This window comes from Streptomyces caeruleatus (genome assembly GCF_001514235.1).
Lineage (GTDB): Bacteria > Actinomycetota > Actinomycetes > Streptomycetales > Streptomycetaceae > Streptomyces > Streptomyces caeruleatus.
In genome coordinates this window covers 224,680-242,437 of the sequence record NZ_KQ948924.1, presented here as the reverse complement: position 1 = coordinate 242,437, position 17,758 = coordinate 224,680, and the positions used below count along the sequence as shown (strand labels likewise).

The window sequence follows — 17,758 nt, the reverse complement described above, 5'->3', positions numbered from 1 at the left end:
ACGTGGCGGCCATGAGCACCCACTCCCTCAGTGCCGTGCGTGTCCCCACGGCGACCGCCCCCGAGGCCAGGGCGGCCGGGCTCCCGGTCGCGGGGCCCCACCCCGTCGAGGCGGCGAACCTCTGGCGGCCCAGCGCGCCCTGCACCCCGCGGGCCTGCGTCGACGCGACAGGACCCGTCCGGGCCGTCCCCCTGGCCGCCCTGCGGCTCACGGCGGTCCTGCTCCTGCTGGTCGTCGGCTTCCTGACCTGCCCGCTGAGTGCGCGCATCCCCGCGGCCCTGATCCGGCGCTGGTGCGGCTGGGTCGTGCGGGCCGCGGGGGTCCGGGCCCGTATCGACGGCGGTGCGGCGGCCGACGGCGGGCTGCTGCTGGTCGCCAACCACGTCTCCTGGCTGGACATCCCGCTGGTCGCCGCCGTCCGCCCGGCTCGGATGCTCGCCAAGTCGGAGATCCGGGACTGGCCCGTCGCCGGGTGGCTGACCGCCCGCAGCGGCGTCCTCTTCATCGACCGCGACCGGATCCGCGCCCTGCCCGCGACGGTGGCCCGGATCGCCGAGGCGCTACGAGCCGGCGAGGCTGTCGCCCTCTTCCCCGAGGGCAGCACCTGGTGCGGCCGCGCCCAGGGCCGCTTCCGCCGGGCCGCCTTCCAGGCGGCCCTCGACGCGGACGTCCCCGTCCAGCCGGTCCGCCTGACGTACCGGACGGCGCGGGGCACGGCCGGCACACGGGCCGCCTTCGTCGGCGACGACGCGCTGCTGACCTCGGTGTGGCGGGTGGTGCGGGCACGCGAGCTGGTCGCCGACGTCGAGGTGCGGGAGCCCATCACGCCCGGCCGTCACACCGACCGCCGGGACCTGGCCCGAGCCGCCGAACGCTCCGTACTACCGGGGGCGCAGCAGCCGCAGATCCTCGCCCCAGCCGTCCAGCACCGCCTCGTGCCCCGCCCGGCGGGCCGCGGCCTCCACCAGGGCGAACAGCCGCCGCTGGACCGTTACGTCGCCGCTCGCGCAGACACGCTCCATGTCCCGCAGCAGGGCGGCTCCGTCCCAGCCCGGCAGCGGGTGGCGGGCGAGCTCCCAGCGTAGGTACTTGTTGTACGGGCGAGGACGCCGGTCCAGGGCGAAGAGCAGCTCCAGCAGGTGCCCCAGACCGTCGGTGGCGTCGAGCCGGGCGGCGAGCGGCTCGCCGTCACGGTCGTTCTTGACCGAGCGGTAGAGCGAGTTGACGTACGCGTCGAGCCATCCGTCGGCCGCCCGGAACGCCTCGTCGGCGCCGAGCCGTGCCTTGGCGGCGAGGATCTCCGCGATCCCACCGTCCAGCCGGTCGAGCACGACCCGTGCCCGGGCGAGGGCGTAGCGCTCGAAGCCCGGCATTCCGGCCGCCCGGAACTCGGCCAGAGAGACGATCACCAGATCCAGCCGGGCCGTGCGGTGCCCGGTGAGGCGACGCAGGCCGGTCGCCGCGCCGTCCGCGAGGACGACGTACAGATCGTGGTCGGAGTGCTCGGTGGCCATGCCGTCATGGGCCCGCGAGCCCTTGAGGACGAGGCCGGCGACGGCGGGGTCGGCCGTGGCGAGCGCGACGAACGCGTCGTAGGTGAGGCACTGCTGCGCGGTCATGCGTGATCTCCGTGGGAGCGGTGACGGATATGCCTGCCGGGGCGGCCACGGATCATCCGGGCGCCCACACGGTCCGCGACGGCACGCGCCGCCGCGCGGAGGATCAACGCACGCGGCGATTCTACGAGGCACAAGTGCCAGGTCCCCAAGGGCTGTTCAGGGCATCACCCGCGCAGGACTCAAGGCATCACACGAGCCAGGTACGGCGCCGTGGCGCTCCCCTCCGCGCGCGCCACCTCCGCCGGCCGGCCCGCCGCCACGATCCGCCCGCCCGCGTCACCGCCGCCCGGCCCCAGGTCGATCACCCAGTCGGCGCCCGCGACGACGGACATGTCGTGCTCGACCACGACCACGGTGTGCCCGGCGTCGACGAGCCCGTGCAACTGGCGCAACAGCACCTCCACATCGGCCGGGTGGAGGCCGGTCGTCGGCTCGTCGAGGAGGTACAGGGTGTGGCCGCGGCGGGTCCGCTGCAACTCGCTCGCCAGCTTGATGCGCTGGGCCTCGCCACCGGACAGCTCGGTCGCCGGCTGTCCGAGCCGCAGATATCCGAGGCCGACGTCCAGCAGGGTGGCGAGGCTGCGGGCCACGGCCGGCGTGTCCGCGAAGAACTCCGCGGCCGCCTCCACCGTGAGGTCCAGCACCCGCGCGATGTTCCGTCCCCGGTACGCCACTTGGAGCGTCTCGGGGTTGTAGCGCGCCCCGCCGCAGTCCGGGCACGGCGCGTACGTGCTCGGCAGGAACAGCAGCTCCACGCTGACGAACCCCTCGCCCTGACAGGTCTCGCAGCGACCTCCGGCGACATTGAAGGAGAAGCGCCCGACGCCGTACCCGCGCTCCCGTGCCTCGTCGGTGGCCGCGAACACCTTGCGTACGACGTCGAAGAGGCCGGTATAGGTGGCGAGGTTGGAGCGCGGGGTGCGGCCGATGGGCTTCTGGTCGACCGAGACCAGGCGCCCGACCCCCGCCAGGTCCTCGGTGATCTCGCCGATGAGCGTGGACTTGCCCGAGCCGGAGACCCCGGTGACAGCGGTGAACGCGCCGAGCGGGAACTCGGCCGTCACGCCGCGCAGGTTGTGCCGGGTGACCGGGCCGACCTTCAACCGGCCGTGCGGGGAGCGCACTTGGCGTACGGCGGCGGGGGAGTCGTCGAACAGGAAGCGCGCGGTGGCCGACTCCGCGACCGTCGCCAGCTCCGCCACCGGCCCGCTGTGCAGCACCTGCCCGCCGTGCTCGCCCGCCCGCGGACCCACGTCGACCAGCCAGTCGGCGCCGCGCATGACGTCGAGGTGGTGCTCGACCACGAACACCGTGTTCCCGGCCGCCTTCAGCCGCGCCAGCACCGTCAGCAGCGCCTCCGTGTCAGCCGGGTGCAGTCCCGCGGACGGCTCGTCGAGGACGTACACGACACCGAACAGCCCGGACCGCAGCTGGGTCGCGAGCCGCAGGCGTTGCAGTTCGCCCGCCGAGAGCGTGGGCGTGGCGCGGTCGAGGCTGAGATAGCCCAGGCCGAGCTCGACGACGGGCGCGATACGCGAGCGGAGGTCCCCGGTGAGGACACGGGCCGTCTCCGACACGGCCTCGCCGTTCAGCGTGCCGGCCAGCTCGGTGAGCGGCAGCGCGGCCAGCTCGGCGATCGTCCGGCCGGCGAACGTCACCGCCAGCGCCTCGGGCCGCAGCCGGCTGCCGCCGCACGCCGGGCAGGGCGCGGCGGCGAGGAACCGCTCCGCCCGGGCCCTGAGGGTCGGGCTCTTGGAGTCGGCGAACGTCTTCATGACGTACCGGTGGGCGCTCATGTACGTGCCCTGGTAGGGCCGTTGGATACGGTCGGCGTCGCGCACGGGGTGGACGGTGACGACCGGCTGCTCGTCGGTGAAGAGGATCCACTCGCGCTGCCCGGCGGGCAGTTCGCGCCAGGGCCGGTCGACGTCGTGACCGAGCGCGTCGAGGATGTCGCGCAGGTTCTTGCCCTGCCACGCCCCCGGCCACGCGGCGATCGCGCCCTCCCGGATCGACAGCGACGGGTCGGGGACCAGCAGCTCCTCGGACGTACGGTGCACCTGGCCGAGGCCGTGGCACTCCGGGCACGCCCCGGCCGCCGTGTTCGGCGAGAAGGCGTCCGAGTCGAGCCGCCCGGCGCCCGGCGGGTAGGCGCCGGCGCGGGAGAACAGCATCCGCAGGGAGTTGGAGAGGTTGGTGACCGTGCCGACGGAGGAGCGGGACGTCGGCGCCGAGCGGCGCTGCTGCAGCGACACGGCGGGCGGAAGTCCGCTGATCTCGCCGACTTTCGGCGCGCCGACCTGGTGGATCAGCCTGCGCGCGTACGGCGCGACCGACTCGAAGTAGCGGCGCTGGGCCTCCGCGTAGATCGTGCCGAACGCCAACGACGACTTCCCGGACCCGGAGACGCCTGTGAACACGGTCAACACGTCCCGCGGAATGTCAACGTCCAATCCCTTGAGGTTGTGCTCACGGGCACCACGGACGCGGACGTACGGATCGTGCGGGGAACGCATGGGCACAAGCTCCGGGACGGGCGGATCGATGGGCGTGGGGCAAACCCCGCGATCCTATGCGAAGGGGACCCGGGCGGCCGTACGAGACCGCGACCGGGTCACGTGCTGACGATCCGGGCGAGCCGCCGGTAGGAGTCCGCCAGGGCCGCACGGTCGTACGTACTCGTCGTGACCAGCACCTCCTGCGCGCCCGTCTCCTTCAGCACGGTCTCCAGTTCGTGCGCGACCTGGTCCTCCGTCCCGACGATGTGCCCGGCGAGGCCGCCCTCGTAGAAGCCGCGCTCCTTGTCGGTCATCGTGAGCGCCTCGACGCGCTCGGCGGGCGGCAGCGGCGGGAAGGTGCCGTGCGTGCGCGAATGGGCCATCGACCAGGCCTCGGGCACGAGCAGCCGCCGGGCCTCCTCGGGCGTGGCGGCCACCGCGATCGTGCCGGAGATCACGACGTACGGCTCGCTCGCCCAGGGCGAGGGCCGGAAACCGGCGCGATAGTGGTCGATGCCGCGCCGCATCTTCTCCCTGTTCCGCAGGTCACCGATGACCATGGGCAGGCCCGCCCGGGCCGCGATGTCCGCCCCCTCCCCCATGGCCAGCACGAACGGCGGCACGGTCAGGCCCTCGGCAGGGCGCGCGTGCACCCCCGTGGGCGAGGTGCCCCGGAACCAGCCGAGCAGCTCCTGGATCTGCGCCGCGAAGTCCTCCGCGTCCCCCTTGTCCCGCCCGAGCGCCCGACGCACCCCGTCGGTGAAGCCGACCGAACGCCCCACCCCCATGTCGATACGCCCCGGGAAGAGGGACTCCAGCACCCCGAACTGCTCGGCCACGACCAGCGGTCGATGGTTGGGCAGCATCACGCCGCCGGTGCCGACCCGGATGGTGCGGGTCGCGGACGCCACGGCGGCGGCCAGCACGGTCGGCGCGGAACCGGCGACGCCGGGCACGCCGTGGTGCTCCGAGACCCAGACACGGTGGTACCCCAGCTCCTCCAGCTCCCGCGCCAGCGTCACCGTGTCACGCAGCGCCTCGGCGTTCGTCCCGCCCTCCCGGGTGCGGGAGCGGTCGAGGACGGAGAAACGGGTCTGCGCGATCACGGAGCTCATGCAGGGTTCAACACCGCGGCGCCCGGGGGATTCCCCGCGGGCTTCCCCACGGGGCGATGTTGTGGTGCGGCAGCCAGGCCGGGCCCGAGGGGAACTCAGTGGGCGGAGGCCTGGAGCGGGGGCGCCTGCTCGTGGTCGCAGGTGTCGTCGATGCCGTACGTGTCCCAGTCCGGGAACGGGTCGGCGGCCGGGACGCTCTCGCCGTCGGCCATCAGGCACTCCGTGAGGGCGGACCGGAGCGCCGGCGCCCGCAGGTGCGTGCCGATGAAGACCAGCTCCTGGGCGTACGGCGCGTCGGCGTCCCGTGCGGCGCTGGGCTCGAAGCGGGCGACGGAACCGGCCTGCGACCACAGCCCCGTCACCTGGGGACGGCTGGCCAGGGTGAAGAACCCCTTGGAGCGCAGCACCTTCCCGTACGCGCCGCTGTCGAGGTCCTCCGTGACGAAGGTCCACAGCCGCCCCGGGTGGAAGGGCACCGCGGCGCGGAACACGGTGGAGGAGATTCCGTACTCCTCGGTCTCCGGCACATGGTCGCCGTTCAGTTCCCGCACCCAGCCCGGCGCCTGCTGGGCCCGCTCCAGGTCGAACAGCCGGGTGCCGAGCACCTCTTGGAGCGCCACCTGCCCGTTTACGGCGTCGACGATCCGCGCCGCGGGGTTCAGGCGGGCGAGCGCGGCCCGCAGCTCGTCCGCCGTCTCGGCGTCCACCAGGTCGAGCTTGTTGAGCACGAGGACGTCAGCGAACTCGACCTGGTCGATGAGGAGATCGCTGACGGTGCGCTCGTCGTCCTCGTACTGGTCGAGGCCGCGCTCGGCGAGCTCGTCGCCGCTGTCCAGCTCGGCGAGGAAGCCCGCGGCGTCGACGACCGTGACCATGGTGTCCAGGAGGGCGAGGTCGCCGAGAGTGGCGCCGTCGTCGCGGGCGAAGGCGAAGGTGGCGGCGACCGGCATGGGTTCGGAGATGCCGGACGACTCGATGAGGAGATGGTCGAAGCGGCCCTCGCGGGCCAGCCGGTCGACCTCCTCCAGCAGGTCGTCGCGCAGGGTGCAGCAGATGCAGCCGTTGGTCATCTCGACCAGGCGCTCCTCGGTCCGCGACAGCGCGGCCTCGCCGCCGCGCACCAGGGCGGCGTCGATGTTGACCTCGCTCATGTCGTTGACGATCACCGCCACACGCAGTCCCTCGCGGTTGCCGAGGACATGGTTGAGCAGGGTCGTCTTGCCGGCCCCGAGGAAGCCGGACAGGACGGTGACGGGCAGACGGCTCTCGTACGGCATCCCCGGTCAGCCCTCGGGGCGCAGGAGACCGCGCTCGTACGCCTTCACCAGGTGCTGCGGCACGAGGTGGCTGACGCCGTCGACGGTGACGGGGACGAGCTGCGGGGTGCTCGCCTTCCACTGGGCGCGGCGGTGACGGGTGTTGCTGCGGGACATCTTCCGCTTGGGAACAGCCATGACGGACCTCCTCGGTGGGTGAACACCGAGGACGCTACATGAAAATGGATCCCATTAACAATTTCCGGCCGCGGGGTCAGCGACGTGAGCGGACCCGGGCGTCCCGTGGCGGCTGGATGAACTGGAGCTCAAGGGTGACGGGCGGCCGGGCGAGGCCCGGTCCGCCCGCGGCGGCCCACTGCACGATCTCCTCGGTGCAGTCGTCGTCCATCGCGAACCCCACCCAGGTGGCCCGTCCGCCGGCCCGGCGCCCCGCGGCCGACGGCTGGACGACGATCACGTTGGCCTGGTCGCAGGGGCCGAGGCAGTCGGTCGTGCGGACCTGGAACCCGTGCTCCGACCCGGCGGCGCGCAGGCGCTCCAACTGCCAGGCGTGGTCGGTGCCGGGGTGCTTGCGGGGGTCACCGCAGCAGCAGCCCCGGCAGACGACGAGGGTGCACGGGCGCTCGCGGGCCGCGCCGATCAGGAACGTACGAGTAGACATGACGAAAGCATGTCCTACTCCTTGGCCCCCACCAGCATCCGGACCTCGAACTCCGCGTAGGCGGCATCGCCCTTGGCTCCCTGCCGCTCGCTCAGCACCGTGCCGAGCCAGCCGAGGAGGAAGCCCGCCGGGATGGAGACGATGCCGGGGTTCTGCAGCGGGAACCAGGCGAAGTCGGCGTCCGGGTAGAACGAGCCCGGCGTGGAGGAGACCACGGGGGAGAACAGCACCAGCAGGACCGAGCAGACCAGGCCGCCCCAGAGGCTGAGCAGTGCTCCCTCGCCGGTGAAGCGGCGCCAGAAGAGGGTGTACACGATCGTCGGAAGGATCGCGGACGCCGCGATGGCGAAGGCGAGGAAGGCGAGCGTCGCGGTGTTGGCGCCCCAGGAGATCAGGGCGAGCATCATGGCGAGGACGCCGATGACGGCGGCGGACAGCCGGGCCACCATCAGCTCCTCGGTCTCGCTCGCGCGGCCCTTGCGGATCACCTCGCCGTACAGGTCGTGGGCGAGGGACGAGGCGGCGGCGAGGGTGAGGCCGGCCGCGACGGCGAGCAGGGTGACGAAGGCGAGGCAGGACAGCAGGGCCGTCAGGATGCCGCCGCCCAGGGCGTTGGCGAGGAGCAGGACCGCGGAGTCGCCCTTGTGGTCCGTCTGCGCGATGGTCTCCCGGCCGACGACGGCCGTGGCGCCGAGGCCGAGGATGCCGGCCGCGAGGCAGACCAGGCCGACCAGGCCGACCGCCCACACCAGGGAGGAGCGCAGCACGTCGACCTTGCGCGGGGCGAGCAGGCGCATCAGGACGTGGGGAAGTGCGGCCAGGCCCAGGACGATCGCCAGTTCCAGGCTGAAGAAGTCGAGCTTGCTGGTGGTGCTGACGCCGTAGCGCAGTCCGGGTTCGAGGAACTGGGTGCCGGTGCCGCTGTGGTCCGCGGCCGCCGACAGCAGGGCGCCCGGATTCCAGTCGTAGTGGTGCAGCACCATGACGGCGGTGACCGTCACGCCCGCGATGAGCATCACGGCCTTGATGATCTGGATGACGGTGGCGCCGGGCGCGCCGCCGATGGCGGCGTAGACGATCACGATGGTGCCGATGACGATCACGCACAGGGTGCGGGTCGCGGCGCTGGGCTCGCCGGTGAACTGGGTCAGCAGGGCCATGCTGCCGACGAGTTGGGCCACCAGGTACAGGGTGGTGATGGCGAGGGTGCACACGGCGAGGGCGAGCCTGGCCGGGCGCTGCAGCCGGGTCAGGCGCAGGGCGAGGGTGTCGCCGAGGGTGTACTTGCCCGCGCGGCGCAGGGGTTCGGCGACGAGGAGCAGCACCATCATCCAGGCGACGACCGTGCCGCCGAGGTACAGCAGCCCGTCGTACCCCGTCAGGGCGACCAGTCCGGTGCTGCCCAGCAGGGTCGCCGCCGAGACGTAGTCGCCGCACATGGCGAGGCCGTTGCGCAGCGGGGACATGGTGCGGTTGCCGAGGTAGAACTCGCTGATCTCGTCGCGCTGAGGGGCCGTCAGCAGCGCCATGAACAGGGTGACCACGACCACCGACAGGAAGAGCACGAACGTCAGGTTCAGGCTGAACCTGTCGACTATGCCCTCGGACACGGTCACCACGTGCGGAACCCCCTGGAACTGCCCGGCCTGAAGGTCTGACCGGCCTCGCCGTTCGGCGCGGCGGCGCGGAGCGAGTTGGCCTCGTGCTGCTCCAGTCGTGAAGCCAGGCCGCGGGCCAGCGGGTCGACCCGGGTGCGCATGTACCGGACGTAGCACCAGGCGGTCACGCCCATCACGACGAACTGCCCGAGCCCCAGGGCGAGGCCGAGCGTGAGGTTCCCGGCCAGGCGCTGGTTCATCAGGTCGGGGAACGAGTGCGACAGCAGGGCGTACAGGAGGAACCCACCTACCGAGAGGAGCGTCGCACGGACGCCGAAGCGGCGTTGGGCGCGGCGCAGGGAGTGAAATTCCGGGTCTTCGGATATGCGCCGCGACGGAGCGGGTTCGCTATTCGGCGGACTGTATGTGAGCGAATTGTCGTGCCATGGTGAAAAATCGGGCACAGGCGCACCTTCTTTGCTGCGTCATGCCGAACACACACTGGTGGGTGTGGGCTGGTGGGGGGACGGATGCGGTGACGGCGAAAGCCGGAAGCCGGAGTATGTCAGCGGGCTCTTTGAACAATCAACCGCGGAGGTGAATTCCCCTGCTCCGGTGGCGCGTTCACACCCCTCGTGATACGCCCGCAGTCTTGCGTGGCCTGTGAAAAAGGGGGCCCCGGGAAATAGTACGGACCATTTCTTTCGGCCGGGCTGTCTCAAATGCGACGCACAGGGACGGCCCGGCCGGGCGGTTCAGAACCGGGCGCCGACCGCAGCGCCGTTGCGGGGCACGAGGAACGTCGGGGCCTTCGGCAGTGAACCGTCGGCGGAGCGCGGGCCCGTCAGGGCGCCCGGGTCGGTGCTGAGCATCGACGCGGCGTTCCAGGTCCCGCCCAGGTTCCAGGAGTTGCCGCTGGCGGCCGTCCCCGACCCTACGGCGGCCGCACGACCGTCGGCGACGGACAGGTTGGCGGTGAGGGTGGCGGTGCCGCCCGAGACGTCGGCGTCGAAGCCGGTGTCGGCGTTGGCCCAGGTCGTGTTGCGGGTCAGGGTCTGCGCGCCGGGATTGCCGTTGTCCGTGACGCCGTGCGCGGCGTTCTTGAACGCGATCGAGTTGCGCAGGGTGTGTCCGACCGACGGAGCCGGGGTGCCGCCGCCCATCTTGAAGCCGTTGCCGTCGCCCGCGAAGTCCGGGAAATTCCAGCGGTTGAACCCGTTGCCGTACGCGATCGTGTTCTCGATCAGAATCGGCGAGGCGAACTTCCAGGCGTCGAACCCGTCGTCCACGTTGTTCCACAACCGGGCGCCCCGCACCACATTGCCACTCCCGCTGCCCTCCTTGACGGCCAGCCCGTCGGCGCTCTCGCCGTTCTTGCGCGGGTCGCGGTTGCCGTAACTGTCCAGATTCAGGATCTGGTTGTCGCTGGAGGAGCCCTGGAGCTGGAAACCGGATTCGTAGTTGTCGTGTGTGGAAATCCTGGAGAAGATGTTGCCGTTGCAGCCGTCGCAATAGATCCCGTACGGGCCGTTCACGATCTCCAGGCCGGAGATCCGCCAGTGCGAGGCCTCCATGTGGATCGCCCCGCGTTCGGCCCGGGGAACGCTGCCGCCGACCGGCGTGTGACTGGCGGGCAGCCGCTCGCCGTCCACGACCACGCGCTCGCCCTGGTAGGCGCCGAGGCCGATGGGCTGGGAGGCGGTGCCCGACGTGGCGATGGTGACGTTGTCGGTCAGGGCGTACGTGCCCCCGCGCACGGCGATGACGTCGCCGGGCCGCGCCAGGTCCACCGCCCGCTGGATGGTCCGCAGCGGCTGGGCCAGGGTCCCCGGGGCCGAGTCGTTCCCGTCCGTCGCCACGACCAGCGTCGTCGCGGCGGACGCCTCGCCCGCCGGGGCGAGCACCGTCACCACCACCGCTCCCACCACCGCCACCGCCGTCCGCATCGCCGTACGCCGCATACCGCTCGCTGTGCCGTCCATCGGGGCCTCCCGCCTGTCGTCCGCGTGCCGTGTCGCACAGCAGTGGCCGCCCGGCGCGCGGAGGTTGCCGGGGTGCGGGGCCGGGCAGCGCCCACGGTGTCCGCACAGCCCCTTCACCACGCCGCCCGGCCGCCGAGAGCCCCCTGCACCGCCCTCGGACCGCGCTGCGCGCAGCTGGGGCGGGAGGCGCCCCCTAGGGTGAGTGTGTGACCGACAACAGCGCACGCCCGCTCGCCGTGTTCGACCTGGACAACACCCTCGCCGACACGGCGCACCGGCAGCACTTCCTGGAGGGCAGGCCGCGCGACTGGAACGGGTTCTTCGCGGCCGCGCCGCAGGACCCGCCCCTCGCGGAGGGCATCGCGCTGGTGCTGGAGAGCGCGAAGGAGTGCGAGGTCCGCTATCTGACCGGGCGGCCCGAGCGCTGCCGGCGGGACACGCTGGAGTGGCTCGCCGCGCAAGGGCTGCCCGAGGGGCGCGTGTACATGCGGCGCAACGACGACCGACGGCCCGCTCGGCGCACCAAGCTGGAGATCCTCGCCCGCCTCGCCCGCACCCGGGAGATCCGGGTCCTGGTGGACGACGACGAACTGGTCTGCGAGGACGCCGAACGGGCCGGTTTCACGGTCGTACGGGCGCGCTGGACCGCCCCTTCCGCCGCGCTGAAGGAGGCGCAGGAGCGGGAGGGGCGGACCTGAGGGCCGTACCCGGCGGGCTGCCCGGACTTCCCGGCGCGCTAGCCGGCGTCGTCCAGGCGGAAGCCGACCTTCATGGTCACCTGCCAGTGCGCGATCTGCCCCTCTTCGAGCTGGCCGCGCACCTCGGTCACCTCGAACCAGTCCAGGTTGCGCAGGGTCTGCGAGGCCCGCTCGATCCCGTTGCGGATCGCCTGGTCCACGCCCTCCGGCGAGGTGCCGACGATATCGGTGACCCGGTAGGTGTGGTTCGACATGTGGGTGCTCCTCTCACACGCGTCACTCCACGGTGCCCCAGGGCGGGGCGACGCGCGAGCCGTCGGTCACCGCGCCACGCTCAGTGACAGCGCGAACCGGTCCGCACCGTCCGTCCACCAGTGCGCCAGTTCCAGCCCGGCTGCCGCCAGTTCCGCGCGGACACCGTCCCTGCGGAACTTCGCCGACACCTCGGTGCGCATCTCCTCACCGGCGGCGAAGTGCACGGCGAGGTCCAGCGCGGGCACCTTGACCGTCTGCGCCGTACGGGAGCGCAGCCGCATCTCGATCCACTCGTGGTCCGCGTCCCAGAGCGCCACGTGCTCGAACGCGCCGGGATCGAAGTCGGCGCCCAACTCGCGGTTGATCACGGTCAGGACGTTCTTGTTGAACGCGGCCGTCACCCCGGCCGCGTCGTCGTACGCCTCGACCAGGACCCGCTCGTCCTTCACCAGGTCCGTGCCGAGCAGCAGCGCGTCACCGGGGGAGAGCAGGGCACGGACGGAGGCGAGGAACGCGGCGCGCTCGGCCGGCAGCAGATTGCCGATCGTGCCGCCGAGGAACGCCACCAGCCGCGGACCCGGCGTCTGCGGCAGGACCAGCCCGCCGGTGAAGTCGGCGATCAGGGCATGCACGTCCAGCCCCGGCCGCTCCCCGGCCAGCGCCTGCCCGGCCTGGGTGAGCGCGCTCTCGCTGACGTCGACCGGGACGTACGTGTGCAGCCCGGTCAGCGCGTCGATGACGTACCGCGTCTTCTCCGAGGAGCCGGAGCCCAGCTCGACCAGGGTGCGGGCCCCGGTGGCGGCGGCGATCTCGCCGGCCCGGCCGACGAGGATCTCGCGCTCGGCGCGCGTCGGGTAGTACTCGGGCAACTCGGTGATCTTCTCGAAGAGTTCGCTGCCCTGCGCGTCGTAGAACCACTTCGGCGGCAGCGTCTTCGGCGTGCTCGTCAGACCCTTGAGGACGTCGGCGCGCAGCGCGGCGTCGGTGGCGTCCTCGGGCAGGGTGCGGGTGAGAAGGAACGGGCTCACGTGCGGGGCTCCTTCGGTCGTGAGGGTGCCAGGGGGGCGTCGGGATCCTTCAGCGGGGTGAGCAGCACATCGGTGCCGCTCGCCGCGAGGAGGGTGCGGTCGGGGACCTCCTGCCAGTGCGGGTCGTCGTCGTAGGGCTCGGAGGCCACGACGGTGCCGCCGCCGGGCCGGGTGAGATACCAGAGGGTGTCGCCCCAGGCGGTCGCGGTGATCGTCTCGCCGTTGGTGAGCAGCAGGTTCAGCCGGGAGCCCGGCGCCGCCTCGGCGACCTCAAGGACCGTGTCGGCCAAGGCCTGCCCCTCGTCGTCACCGCCACGCAGCCGCGCCAGGACCAGCGCCCAGACGAGCGCCGAGTCGTTGCGGGCCTCCATCGACAGCAGGTCCACCGCGGGCAGGGTCGGCACGAGGGGCGCCAGCGAGGCCGGCCAGCCCTTCACGGCGCCGTTGTGGCTGAACAGCCAGGGACCCGCGGCGAACGGCGCCGCCGCGGCCTCGGCGTCGGCGCCCGACAGCGTCGCGTCCCGTACGGCGGCGAGCAGTGCGGTGGACCGCACCACCCGGCCCAGATCGGCGAAGGACAGATCTGCCCAGATGGGCCCGGCCCTGCGGTACCGCGCCGGCACCGGATCGCCCTCGGCGTACCAACCGACCCCGAAACCATCGGCGTTGACCGTCCCGTGCCGCTGCCGCTGTGGCGCCCACGACTGGCGGTACAGGGCGTGCGGGGGCTCCACGAGAAGCTTGCCGAGCGGCTCCTCGGGGCCCACATAAGCCACATGACGGCACATCAGGCGTCCCCCGCGGAGCGGGCCGTGCGGAAGCCGGAGAAGATCTGCCGGCGTATCGGATAGTCCCAGTTGCGGAAGGTGCCCCGGCAGGCCACCGCGTCCACGGCGAACGAACCGCCGCGCAGCACCTTGTGCTCGGGACCGAAGAACACCTCCGAGTACTCCTTGTACGGGAACGCCTGGAACCCCGGGTACGGCAGGAAGTCGCTCGCCGTCCACTCCCACACGTCACCGATCAACTGCCTTACGCCGAGGGGTGATTCGCCCTGCGGATAGCTGCCCGCCGGGGCCGGCCGCAGATGCCGCTGGCCGAGGTTGGCGTGCTCGGGCGCGGGGTCGGCGTCGCCCCACGGGTAGCGCATGGAGCGGTCAGCGGCCGGGTCGTGGCGGGCGGCCTTCTCCCACTCGGCCTCGGTGGGCAGCCGGCGCCCGGCCCAGCGGGCGTAGGCGTCGGCCTCGTACCAGCACACGTGCAGCACGGGCTCGTCGGGCGGCACCACCTCGGTGACACCGAAGCGGCGTCTGAGCCACTGCCTGCCGTCCCGGCGCCAGTACAGCGGGGCGTGGATCGAGTGCTGCCGGATGTGCGCCCAGCCCTCCGGCGTCCACCAACGGTCGTCGTCGTAACCGCTGTCGTCGATGAACGCCTGGTACGCGGCGTTCGTCACCGGGGCGGTGTCGATGTGGAACGCGGGCACCTCGCGCTGGTGCGCCGGACGTTCGTTGTCCAGTGCCCACGGCTCGGTCGAGGTGCCCATGGTGAACGGGCCGCCGGGGACCAGCACTTCCGACGGCCCCGTGACCAGGGGCGCCGGCTCGGGGGCCGGGGCGTGCAGGGCCTGCGGACCCTTGCGGAGCTGATGGGTGATCAGCATCGTCTCGTCGTGCTGCTGCTCGTGCTGGGCGATCATCCCGAAGGCGAAGCCCGCCTCGGTCAGCCGCGTCCCGTGGAACGCGGTGCTCTCCAGCAGGTCCAGGACCCGGCCGCGCACCTCGGACGCGTAGTGCCGGGCCTCGGCCGGCGGCAGCAGCGGCAGCGAGGGGCGCTCGGCGCGCGGGTGCTCGAAGGCGTCGTAGATGCCGTCGATCTCCGGCCGCATCGCGTCCCGTCCGGCCACCGTCCGGAGCAGCCACTGCTCCTCCTGGTTGCCGATGTGCGCGAGGTCCCACACCAGCGGGGACATCAGCGGCGAGTGCTGGGCGGTCAGGTCGGGGTCCTCGACGCAGCTGGTCAGCAGGGTGGTGCGGGCACGGGCGGTGGTCAGGGTGGTCACGGCCCGCTCGCGGAGCGTCTCGGCGTCGTGGGCGGGGTCGGTCATGTCCGGTCGTCCTTCCCGTGCAGGGTGCGCTCCGTGCCGTAGAGCTCGTCCAGCAGGTCGTCGGCCGGGCAGCGGCCCCGGCTGACATAGCGGTCCCGGTACGCCGCCACGGCGTCCGTGACCTCGGCCGTGGCCCCCAGCCGGGGCAGCGCCTCCAGTGCCGCCGCGAAGCAGATGTCCGCCACCTCCCGCAGCTCGGGGTCGGCGAGCCCCGAGCGGGCCGCGTCGATCCACAGCGGATTGTGCGGCGCGGGCAGCGACAGCGCGCGCTCGGCCAGCGGCTTCACGGCGCGGTACGCGGTCTCGGCGGCCTCCGGGTCGTCGAACAGCGCGGCCGTCACGGCCAGCGGCACGATCCAGCCGTCCTCGCCGGGCTGCGCGTCGATCATGCGCAGTTCCAGATGGCCACGGGGTCTGACCGGCGGGAACAGCGTCGTGAGGTGGTAGTCGAGGTCCTCGTGCGTCGGCGGTCTCGGCGCCCCCGACCGGGTCCACTCCCGGAACGTCAGCGCGTCCGGGACGTCCCACGGGCCGGCGTCGCGCCGTACGCACATCACCGGCGAGTCCAGCACGTGCCGCGCCCAGGCGGCCCGCGGATCGCCGTCCAGCGGGGGTGCGCCCGCGCGGCCCGCGCCGATCTCCATCCACAGCAGCTGCCGGGTGGAGAGCCAGCCCGTGGGCTCACGCCCGGCCAGCGGCGAGTTCGCGAAGGCGGCGACCAGGACCGCGCCCAGCTGGTGGGCCAGCCACCAGCGCCGTCCGTGCCCGAGTGGGCCCGGCTCCTCGTACCCGGCGTCCAGGCACACCTGCACGGAGGCCGAGGTGCACATCATGGCCCGGCCGGCCGGACCCGCACGGTCCAGGCAGGCCTCCATCGCGTCGTAACGCGGCTGGCGCAGGAAGCGGCGTGGCGAGTGCCAGGGGTCGTTGCCGATGCTGACCAGGCCGAGACCGTGCTCGCGCAGTACCGCGCGGGCGGCATCCAGGTCGGCGGAGACGGTACCGATGCACTCCATCAGGGAGGCGGCGGGCGGCGAGCTCAGTTCCAGCTGGCCGCCGGGCTCGACGGTGAGCGCCGACCTCAGGGGCACGGTCCGTAGTGCGGCGTAGGCCGCTTCGAGTCGTTCGGGTGTCACGGGGAGCCGCGGTCCGCGCAGCTCATGGACGAGCCATTCCACTTCGACCCCGAGGGTGCGGGGTGGGCCGGTCTTGAAGCAGATGCCCCTGACCAGGGCCTCCACCTCGGCTTCGGCGACTGCGGTACGGGGCTGCTCCGTACAGTCGCTCACCGAATCTGACATGTCGGGATCCTCCTGAGAGTCCTCGATGCCGCCCGGCCCGGATCTTGTGGGCGGGCCGGCACACTCGTCCCACCCAAGACCCTCGCGTCGCTTCGCACAAGGGTGCGTACCGGCACGTTCCGGGTCGGTAACCTTCCCTCTCCGGCCGTTGGCAGGGGATTTCCCGGCCGTTCGCGCTCTGCCGCGGGGCCGGGAAACTCCGTTGCACCGCATCACCAGCATCACCCAGGATCGGTGCGTGAGCACGACGGGGGAGATCGCGCGGAGCGCGTTCATGGCGCGCACGGGGGTGGCGCCATGAGCGCGCGGCTGCGCGGTGTCGCACAGCAGACGGAGCAGATCGTCGCGGCGGGGGCGTACCGCGCGTCCGACGGACGCGAGGTGTCGATCGCGGCGGCCGTCGAGGCCGCCCGCAAGGGCACCCGGATGTACGGGCCGGACCCGGTGCCGGTGCCGCGGACCTCCGACGCCGAAACGTTCTTCGAGGTCACCGGCGAGAGCAGCCTGGAAGCGGCCCGCCGGCTCGGCGACGGCACAGCCGTACTGAACTTCGCCTCGGCCCGCAATCCGGGCGGCGGTTTCCTGAACGGCGCCCAGGCCCAGGAGGAGGCGCTGTGCCGCGCCTCGGCGCTGTACACCTGCCTGCTGGAGGCCCGCCCGTTCTACGACCACCACCGCGCCCACCGCGACCCGTTCTACACGGACCGCGTCATCCACTCACCGGGCGTGCCCGTCTTCCGCGACGACCGGGGCCGGCTGCTGGACGAGCCGTACCCGGTCGGCTTCCTGACCTCCGCCGCGCCCAACGCGGGTGTCGTACGGCGTACGGCCCCGCAGCGCACGGCCGAGCTGCCGCACGCGCTGGCCGTACGGGCCGAGCGGGTGCTGGAGACGGCCGTGGCGCACGGGTACCGGCGGCTGGTGCTGGGCGCCTGGGGCTGCGGGGTGTTCCAGAACGATCCGGCGCAGGTGGCGGGCGCCTTCCGGGCACTTCTCGCGCCCGGCGGGCGGTTCGCCGGGGCCTTCGAGCACGTGGTGTTCGGCATTTTGGACCGCACCCCGGACAGCCCGGTGCGCGCCGCGTTCGTACGGGCGTTCCCGTAGCGTCGGCACCGGCCGCAGGGTCAGGTCCAGCCGTAGCGTTCGTGCAGCCGGTGCCTGACCAGGTTGAACCGCCCGCGGTCCAGGGCGCAGGCCTCCCGGCGCATGCCCTGCTCGTGCAGCCGCAGGATGCGGTCCACGTCCACCCAGGAGTCGCGGCCCGTCCGGTCCCACGGCCCGCTGCCGATGGCCACCCACTCACGGTCCCCGTCGTGCCGCTTGCTGGACAGCTGCACGGCGAGGAAGGTGCCGCCGGGCTCGCGGGCGACGACGAGCACCGGGCGGTCCTTGCCCCTGCCGTCGTTCTCTTCGAAGGGAACCCAGGTCCAGACGATCTCGCCGGGGTCGGGGTCGCCGTCGTGCGCGGGCGAGTACTCGGTGCGGACCTTGCCGACCGCGCGGGGGTCGGCCTCGGTGGTGGCGGTGGGGCCGTGGCGGCCCGGGACGTTCTCGTCGGTAAGCGTGCTCACGGGGGCACCTTAGGGGCTGCCCCCGTGAGCTGTGCGTGAAGGGTCACC

Annotated in this window: 17 protein-coding genes and 1 pseudogene; 3 read left to right on the top strand and 15 right to left on the bottom strand. The window is 72.6% G+C overall.

Going from position 1 to position 17,758, the window contains the following annotated elements; all coding sequences use genetic code 11:
* Positions 1-11: 11 nt before the first annotated feature.
* A pseudogene (locus tag AQJ67_RS44590) lies at positions 12-632 on the top strand (lysophospholipid acyltransferase family protein); the annotation flags it as partial.
* A 249-nt stretch (positions 633-881) separates the two neighbouring features.
* Here AQJ67_RS44590 and AQJ67_RS48860 read toward each other — a convergent pair.
* The 9 genes from AQJ67_RS48860 to AQJ67_RS01080 all read right to left on the bottom strand — a co-directional run bounded on the left by AQJ67_RS48860 (position 882) and on the right by AQJ67_RS01080 (position 10,750).
* Positions 882-1,619: a hypothetical protein gene (locus tag AQJ67_RS48860; RefSeq protein ID WP_062716007.1), complete on the bottom strand. Its 738-nt coding sequence runs from the start codon at positions 1,617-1,619 to the stop codon at positions 882-884.
* Between the two features lie 179 nt (positions 1,620-1,798).
* Positions 1,799-4,135 (bottom strand): ATP-binding cassette domain-containing protein, encoded by a 2,337-nt coding sequence (locus tag AQJ67_RS01115; RefSeq protein WP_062716005.1) that lies wholly within the window; start codon positions 4,133-4,135, stop codon positions 1,799-1,801.
* A gap of 98 nt (positions 4,136-4,233) precedes the next feature.
* Complete coding sequence (locus tag AQJ67_RS01110) at positions 4,234-5,232, bottom strand: LLM class flavin-dependent oxidoreductase (protein ID WP_062716004.1); 999 nt, start codon at positions 5,230-5,232, stop codon at positions 4,234-4,236.
* A gap of 95 nt (positions 5,233-5,327) precedes the next feature.
* Positions 5,328-6,509, bottom strand: a complete 1,182-nt coding sequence (locus AQJ67_RS01105; RefSeq protein ID WP_062716002.1) for a GTP-binding protein — start codon at positions 6,507-6,509, stop codon at positions 5,328-5,330.
* Positions 6,510-6,515: 6 nt separating this feature from the next.
* Complete coding sequence (gene rpmF / locus AQJ67_RS01100; RefSeq protein ID WP_062716000.1) at positions 6,516-6,686, bottom strand: 50S ribosomal protein L32; 171 nt, start codon at positions 6,684-6,686, stop codon at positions 6,516-6,518.
* Positions 6,687-6,762: 76 nt separating this feature from the next.
* Positions 6,763-7,170: a hypothetical protein gene (locus AQJ67_RS01095; RefSeq protein ID WP_062715998.1), complete on the bottom strand. Its 408-nt coding sequence runs from the start codon at positions 7,168-7,170 to the stop codon at positions 6,763-6,765.
* Between the two features lie 14 nt (positions 7,171-7,184).
* Positions 7,185-8,789: a solute symporter family protein gene (locus AQJ67_RS01090; protein WP_062715997.1), complete on the bottom strand. Its 1,605-nt coding sequence runs from the start codon at positions 8,787-8,789 to the stop codon at positions 7,185-7,187.
* Entirely contained in the window at positions 8,783-9,232 is a 450-nt protein-coding gene (locus tag AQJ67_RS01085) for a DUF485 domain-containing protein (RefSeq protein ID WP_062715995.1), read from the bottom strand. The genes AQJ67_RS01090 and AQJ67_RS01085 overlap by 7 nt, the downstream gene beginning before the upstream one ends.
* Positions 9,233-9,523: 291 nt before the next feature.
* On the bottom strand, positions 9,524-10,750 hold the full coding sequence (locus AQJ67_RS01080) for a right-handed parallel beta-helix repeat-containing protein (protein ID WP_079055711.1): 1,227 nt from the start codon (positions 10,748-10,750) through the stop codon (positions 9,524-9,526).
* Between the two features lie 206 nt (positions 10,751-10,956).
* Between AQJ67_RS01080 and AQJ67_RS01075 the strand changes: the two genes are divergently transcribed.
* The gene (locus AQJ67_RS01075; protein WP_062715993.1) at positions 10,957-11,448 is read left to right on the top strand and encodes a phosphatase domain-containing protein; all 492 of its coding nucleotides are present in this window, start codon (positions 10,957-10,959) and stop codon (positions 11,446-11,448) included.
* A 38-nt stretch (positions 11,449-11,486) separates the two neighbouring features.
* On the opposite strand, the gene AQJ67_RS01070 is transcribed toward AQJ67_RS01075, so the two are convergent.
* The 5 genes from AQJ67_RS01070 to egtA all read right to left on the bottom strand — a co-directional run bounded on the left by AQJ67_RS01070 (position 11,487) and on the right by egtA (position 16,139).
* The gene (locus AQJ67_RS01070) at positions 11,487-11,702 is read right to left on the bottom strand and encodes a dodecin (protein ID WP_030052884.1); all 216 of its coding nucleotides are present in this window, start codon (positions 11,700-11,702) and stop codon (positions 11,487-11,489) included.
* A gap of 66 nt (positions 11,703-11,768) precedes the next feature.
* Complete coding sequence (gene egtD / locus AQJ67_RS01065) at positions 11,769-12,731, bottom strand: L-histidine N(alpha)-methyltransferase (protein WP_062715991.1); 963 nt, start codon at positions 12,729-12,731, stop codon at positions 11,769-11,771.
* Positions 12,728-13,519 (bottom strand): ergothioneine biosynthesis protein EgtC, encoded by a 792-nt coding sequence (egtC, locus tag AQJ67_RS01060; RefSeq protein ID WP_062715989.1) that lies wholly within the window; start codon positions 13,517-13,519, stop codon positions 12,728-12,730. The genes egtD and egtC overlap by 4 nt, the downstream gene beginning before the upstream one ends.
* The gene (gene egtB, locus AQJ67_RS01055) at positions 13,519-14,838 is read right to left on the bottom strand and encodes an ergothioneine biosynthesis protein EgtB (RefSeq protein ID WP_062715987.1); all 1,320 of its coding nucleotides are present in this window, start codon (positions 14,836-14,838) and stop codon (positions 13,519-13,521) included. Before egtB ends, egtC begins: the two co-directional genes overlap by 1 nt.
* Positions 14,835-16,139: an ergothioneine biosynthesis glutamate--cysteine ligase EgtA gene (gene egtA, locus AQJ67_RS01050; RefSeq protein WP_062715985.1), complete on the bottom strand. Its 1,305-nt coding sequence runs from the start codon at positions 16,137-16,139 to the stop codon at positions 14,835-14,837. Before egtA ends, egtB begins: the two co-directional genes overlap by 4 nt.
* Positions 16,140-16,436: 297 nt before the next feature.
* Here egtA and AQJ67_RS01045 point away from each other — a divergent pair, with 297 nt between their 5' ends.
* Positions 16,437-17,243 carry a TIGR02452 family protein gene (locus AQJ67_RS01045; RefSeq protein WP_062715983.1) on the top strand — a complete coding sequence of 269 codons (807 nt, stop codon included), beginning with the start codon at positions 16,437-16,439 and terminating at the stop codon, positions 17,241-17,243.
* Between the two features lie 20 nt (positions 17,244-17,263).
* Here the strand turns inward: AQJ67_RS01045 and AQJ67_RS01040 are convergent, their stop codons facing one another.
* On the bottom strand, positions 17,264-17,710 hold the full coding sequence (locus tag AQJ67_RS01040) for a type II toxin-antitoxin system PemK/MazF family toxin (protein ID WP_062715981.1): 447 nt from the start codon (positions 17,708-17,710) through the stop codon (positions 17,264-17,266).
* Positions 17,711-17,758: the final 48 nt, after the last annotated feature.

Coding starts and splice junctions, on each gene's coding strand:
- AQJ67_RS48860 (WP_062716007.1), bottom strand. CDS start 1,619: ATGACCGCGCAGCAGTGCCTCACCTACGACGCGTTCGTCGCGCTCGCC.
- AQJ67_RS01115 (WP_062716005.1), bottom strand. CDS start 4,135: ATGCGTTCCCCGCACGATCCGTACGTCCGCGTCCGTGGTGCCCGTGAG.
- AQJ67_RS01110 (WP_062716004.1), bottom strand. CDS start 5,232: ATGAGCTCCGTGATCGCGCAGACCCGTTTCTCCGTCCTCGACCGCTCC.
- AQJ67_RS01105 (WP_062716002.1), bottom strand. CDS start 6,509: ATGCCGTACGAGAGCCGTCTGCCCGTCACCGTCCTGTCCGGCTTCCTC.
- rpmF (WP_062716000.1), bottom strand. CDS start 6,686: ATGGCTGTTCCCAAGCGGAAGATGTCCCGCAGCAACACCCGTCACCGC.
- AQJ67_RS01095 (WP_062715998.1), bottom strand. CDS start 7,170: ATGTCTACTCGTACGTTCCTGATCGGCGCGGCCCGCGAGCGCCCGTGC.
- AQJ67_RS01080 (WP_079055711.1), bottom strand. CDS start 10,750: ATGGACGGCACAGCGAGCGGTATGCGGCGTACGGCGATGCGGACGGCG.
- AQJ67_RS01070 (WP_030052884.1), bottom strand. CDS start 11,702: ATGTCGAACCACACCTACCGGGTCACCGATATCGTCGGCACCTCGCCG.
- egtC (WP_062715989.1), bottom strand. CDS start 13,519: ATGTGCCGTCATGTGGCTTATGTGGGCCCCGAGGAGCCGCTCGGCAAG.
- egtB (WP_062715987.1), bottom strand. CDS start 14,838: ATGACCGACCCCGCCCACGACGCCGAGACGCTCCGCGAGCGGGCCGTG.
- egtA (WP_062715985.1), bottom strand. CDS start 16,139: ATGTCAGATTCGGTGAGCGACTGTACGGAGCAGCCCCGTACCGCAGTC.
- AQJ67_RS01045 (WP_062715983.1), top strand. CDS start 16,437: ATGAGCGCGCGGCTGCGCGGTGTCGCACAGCAGACGGAGCAGATCGTC.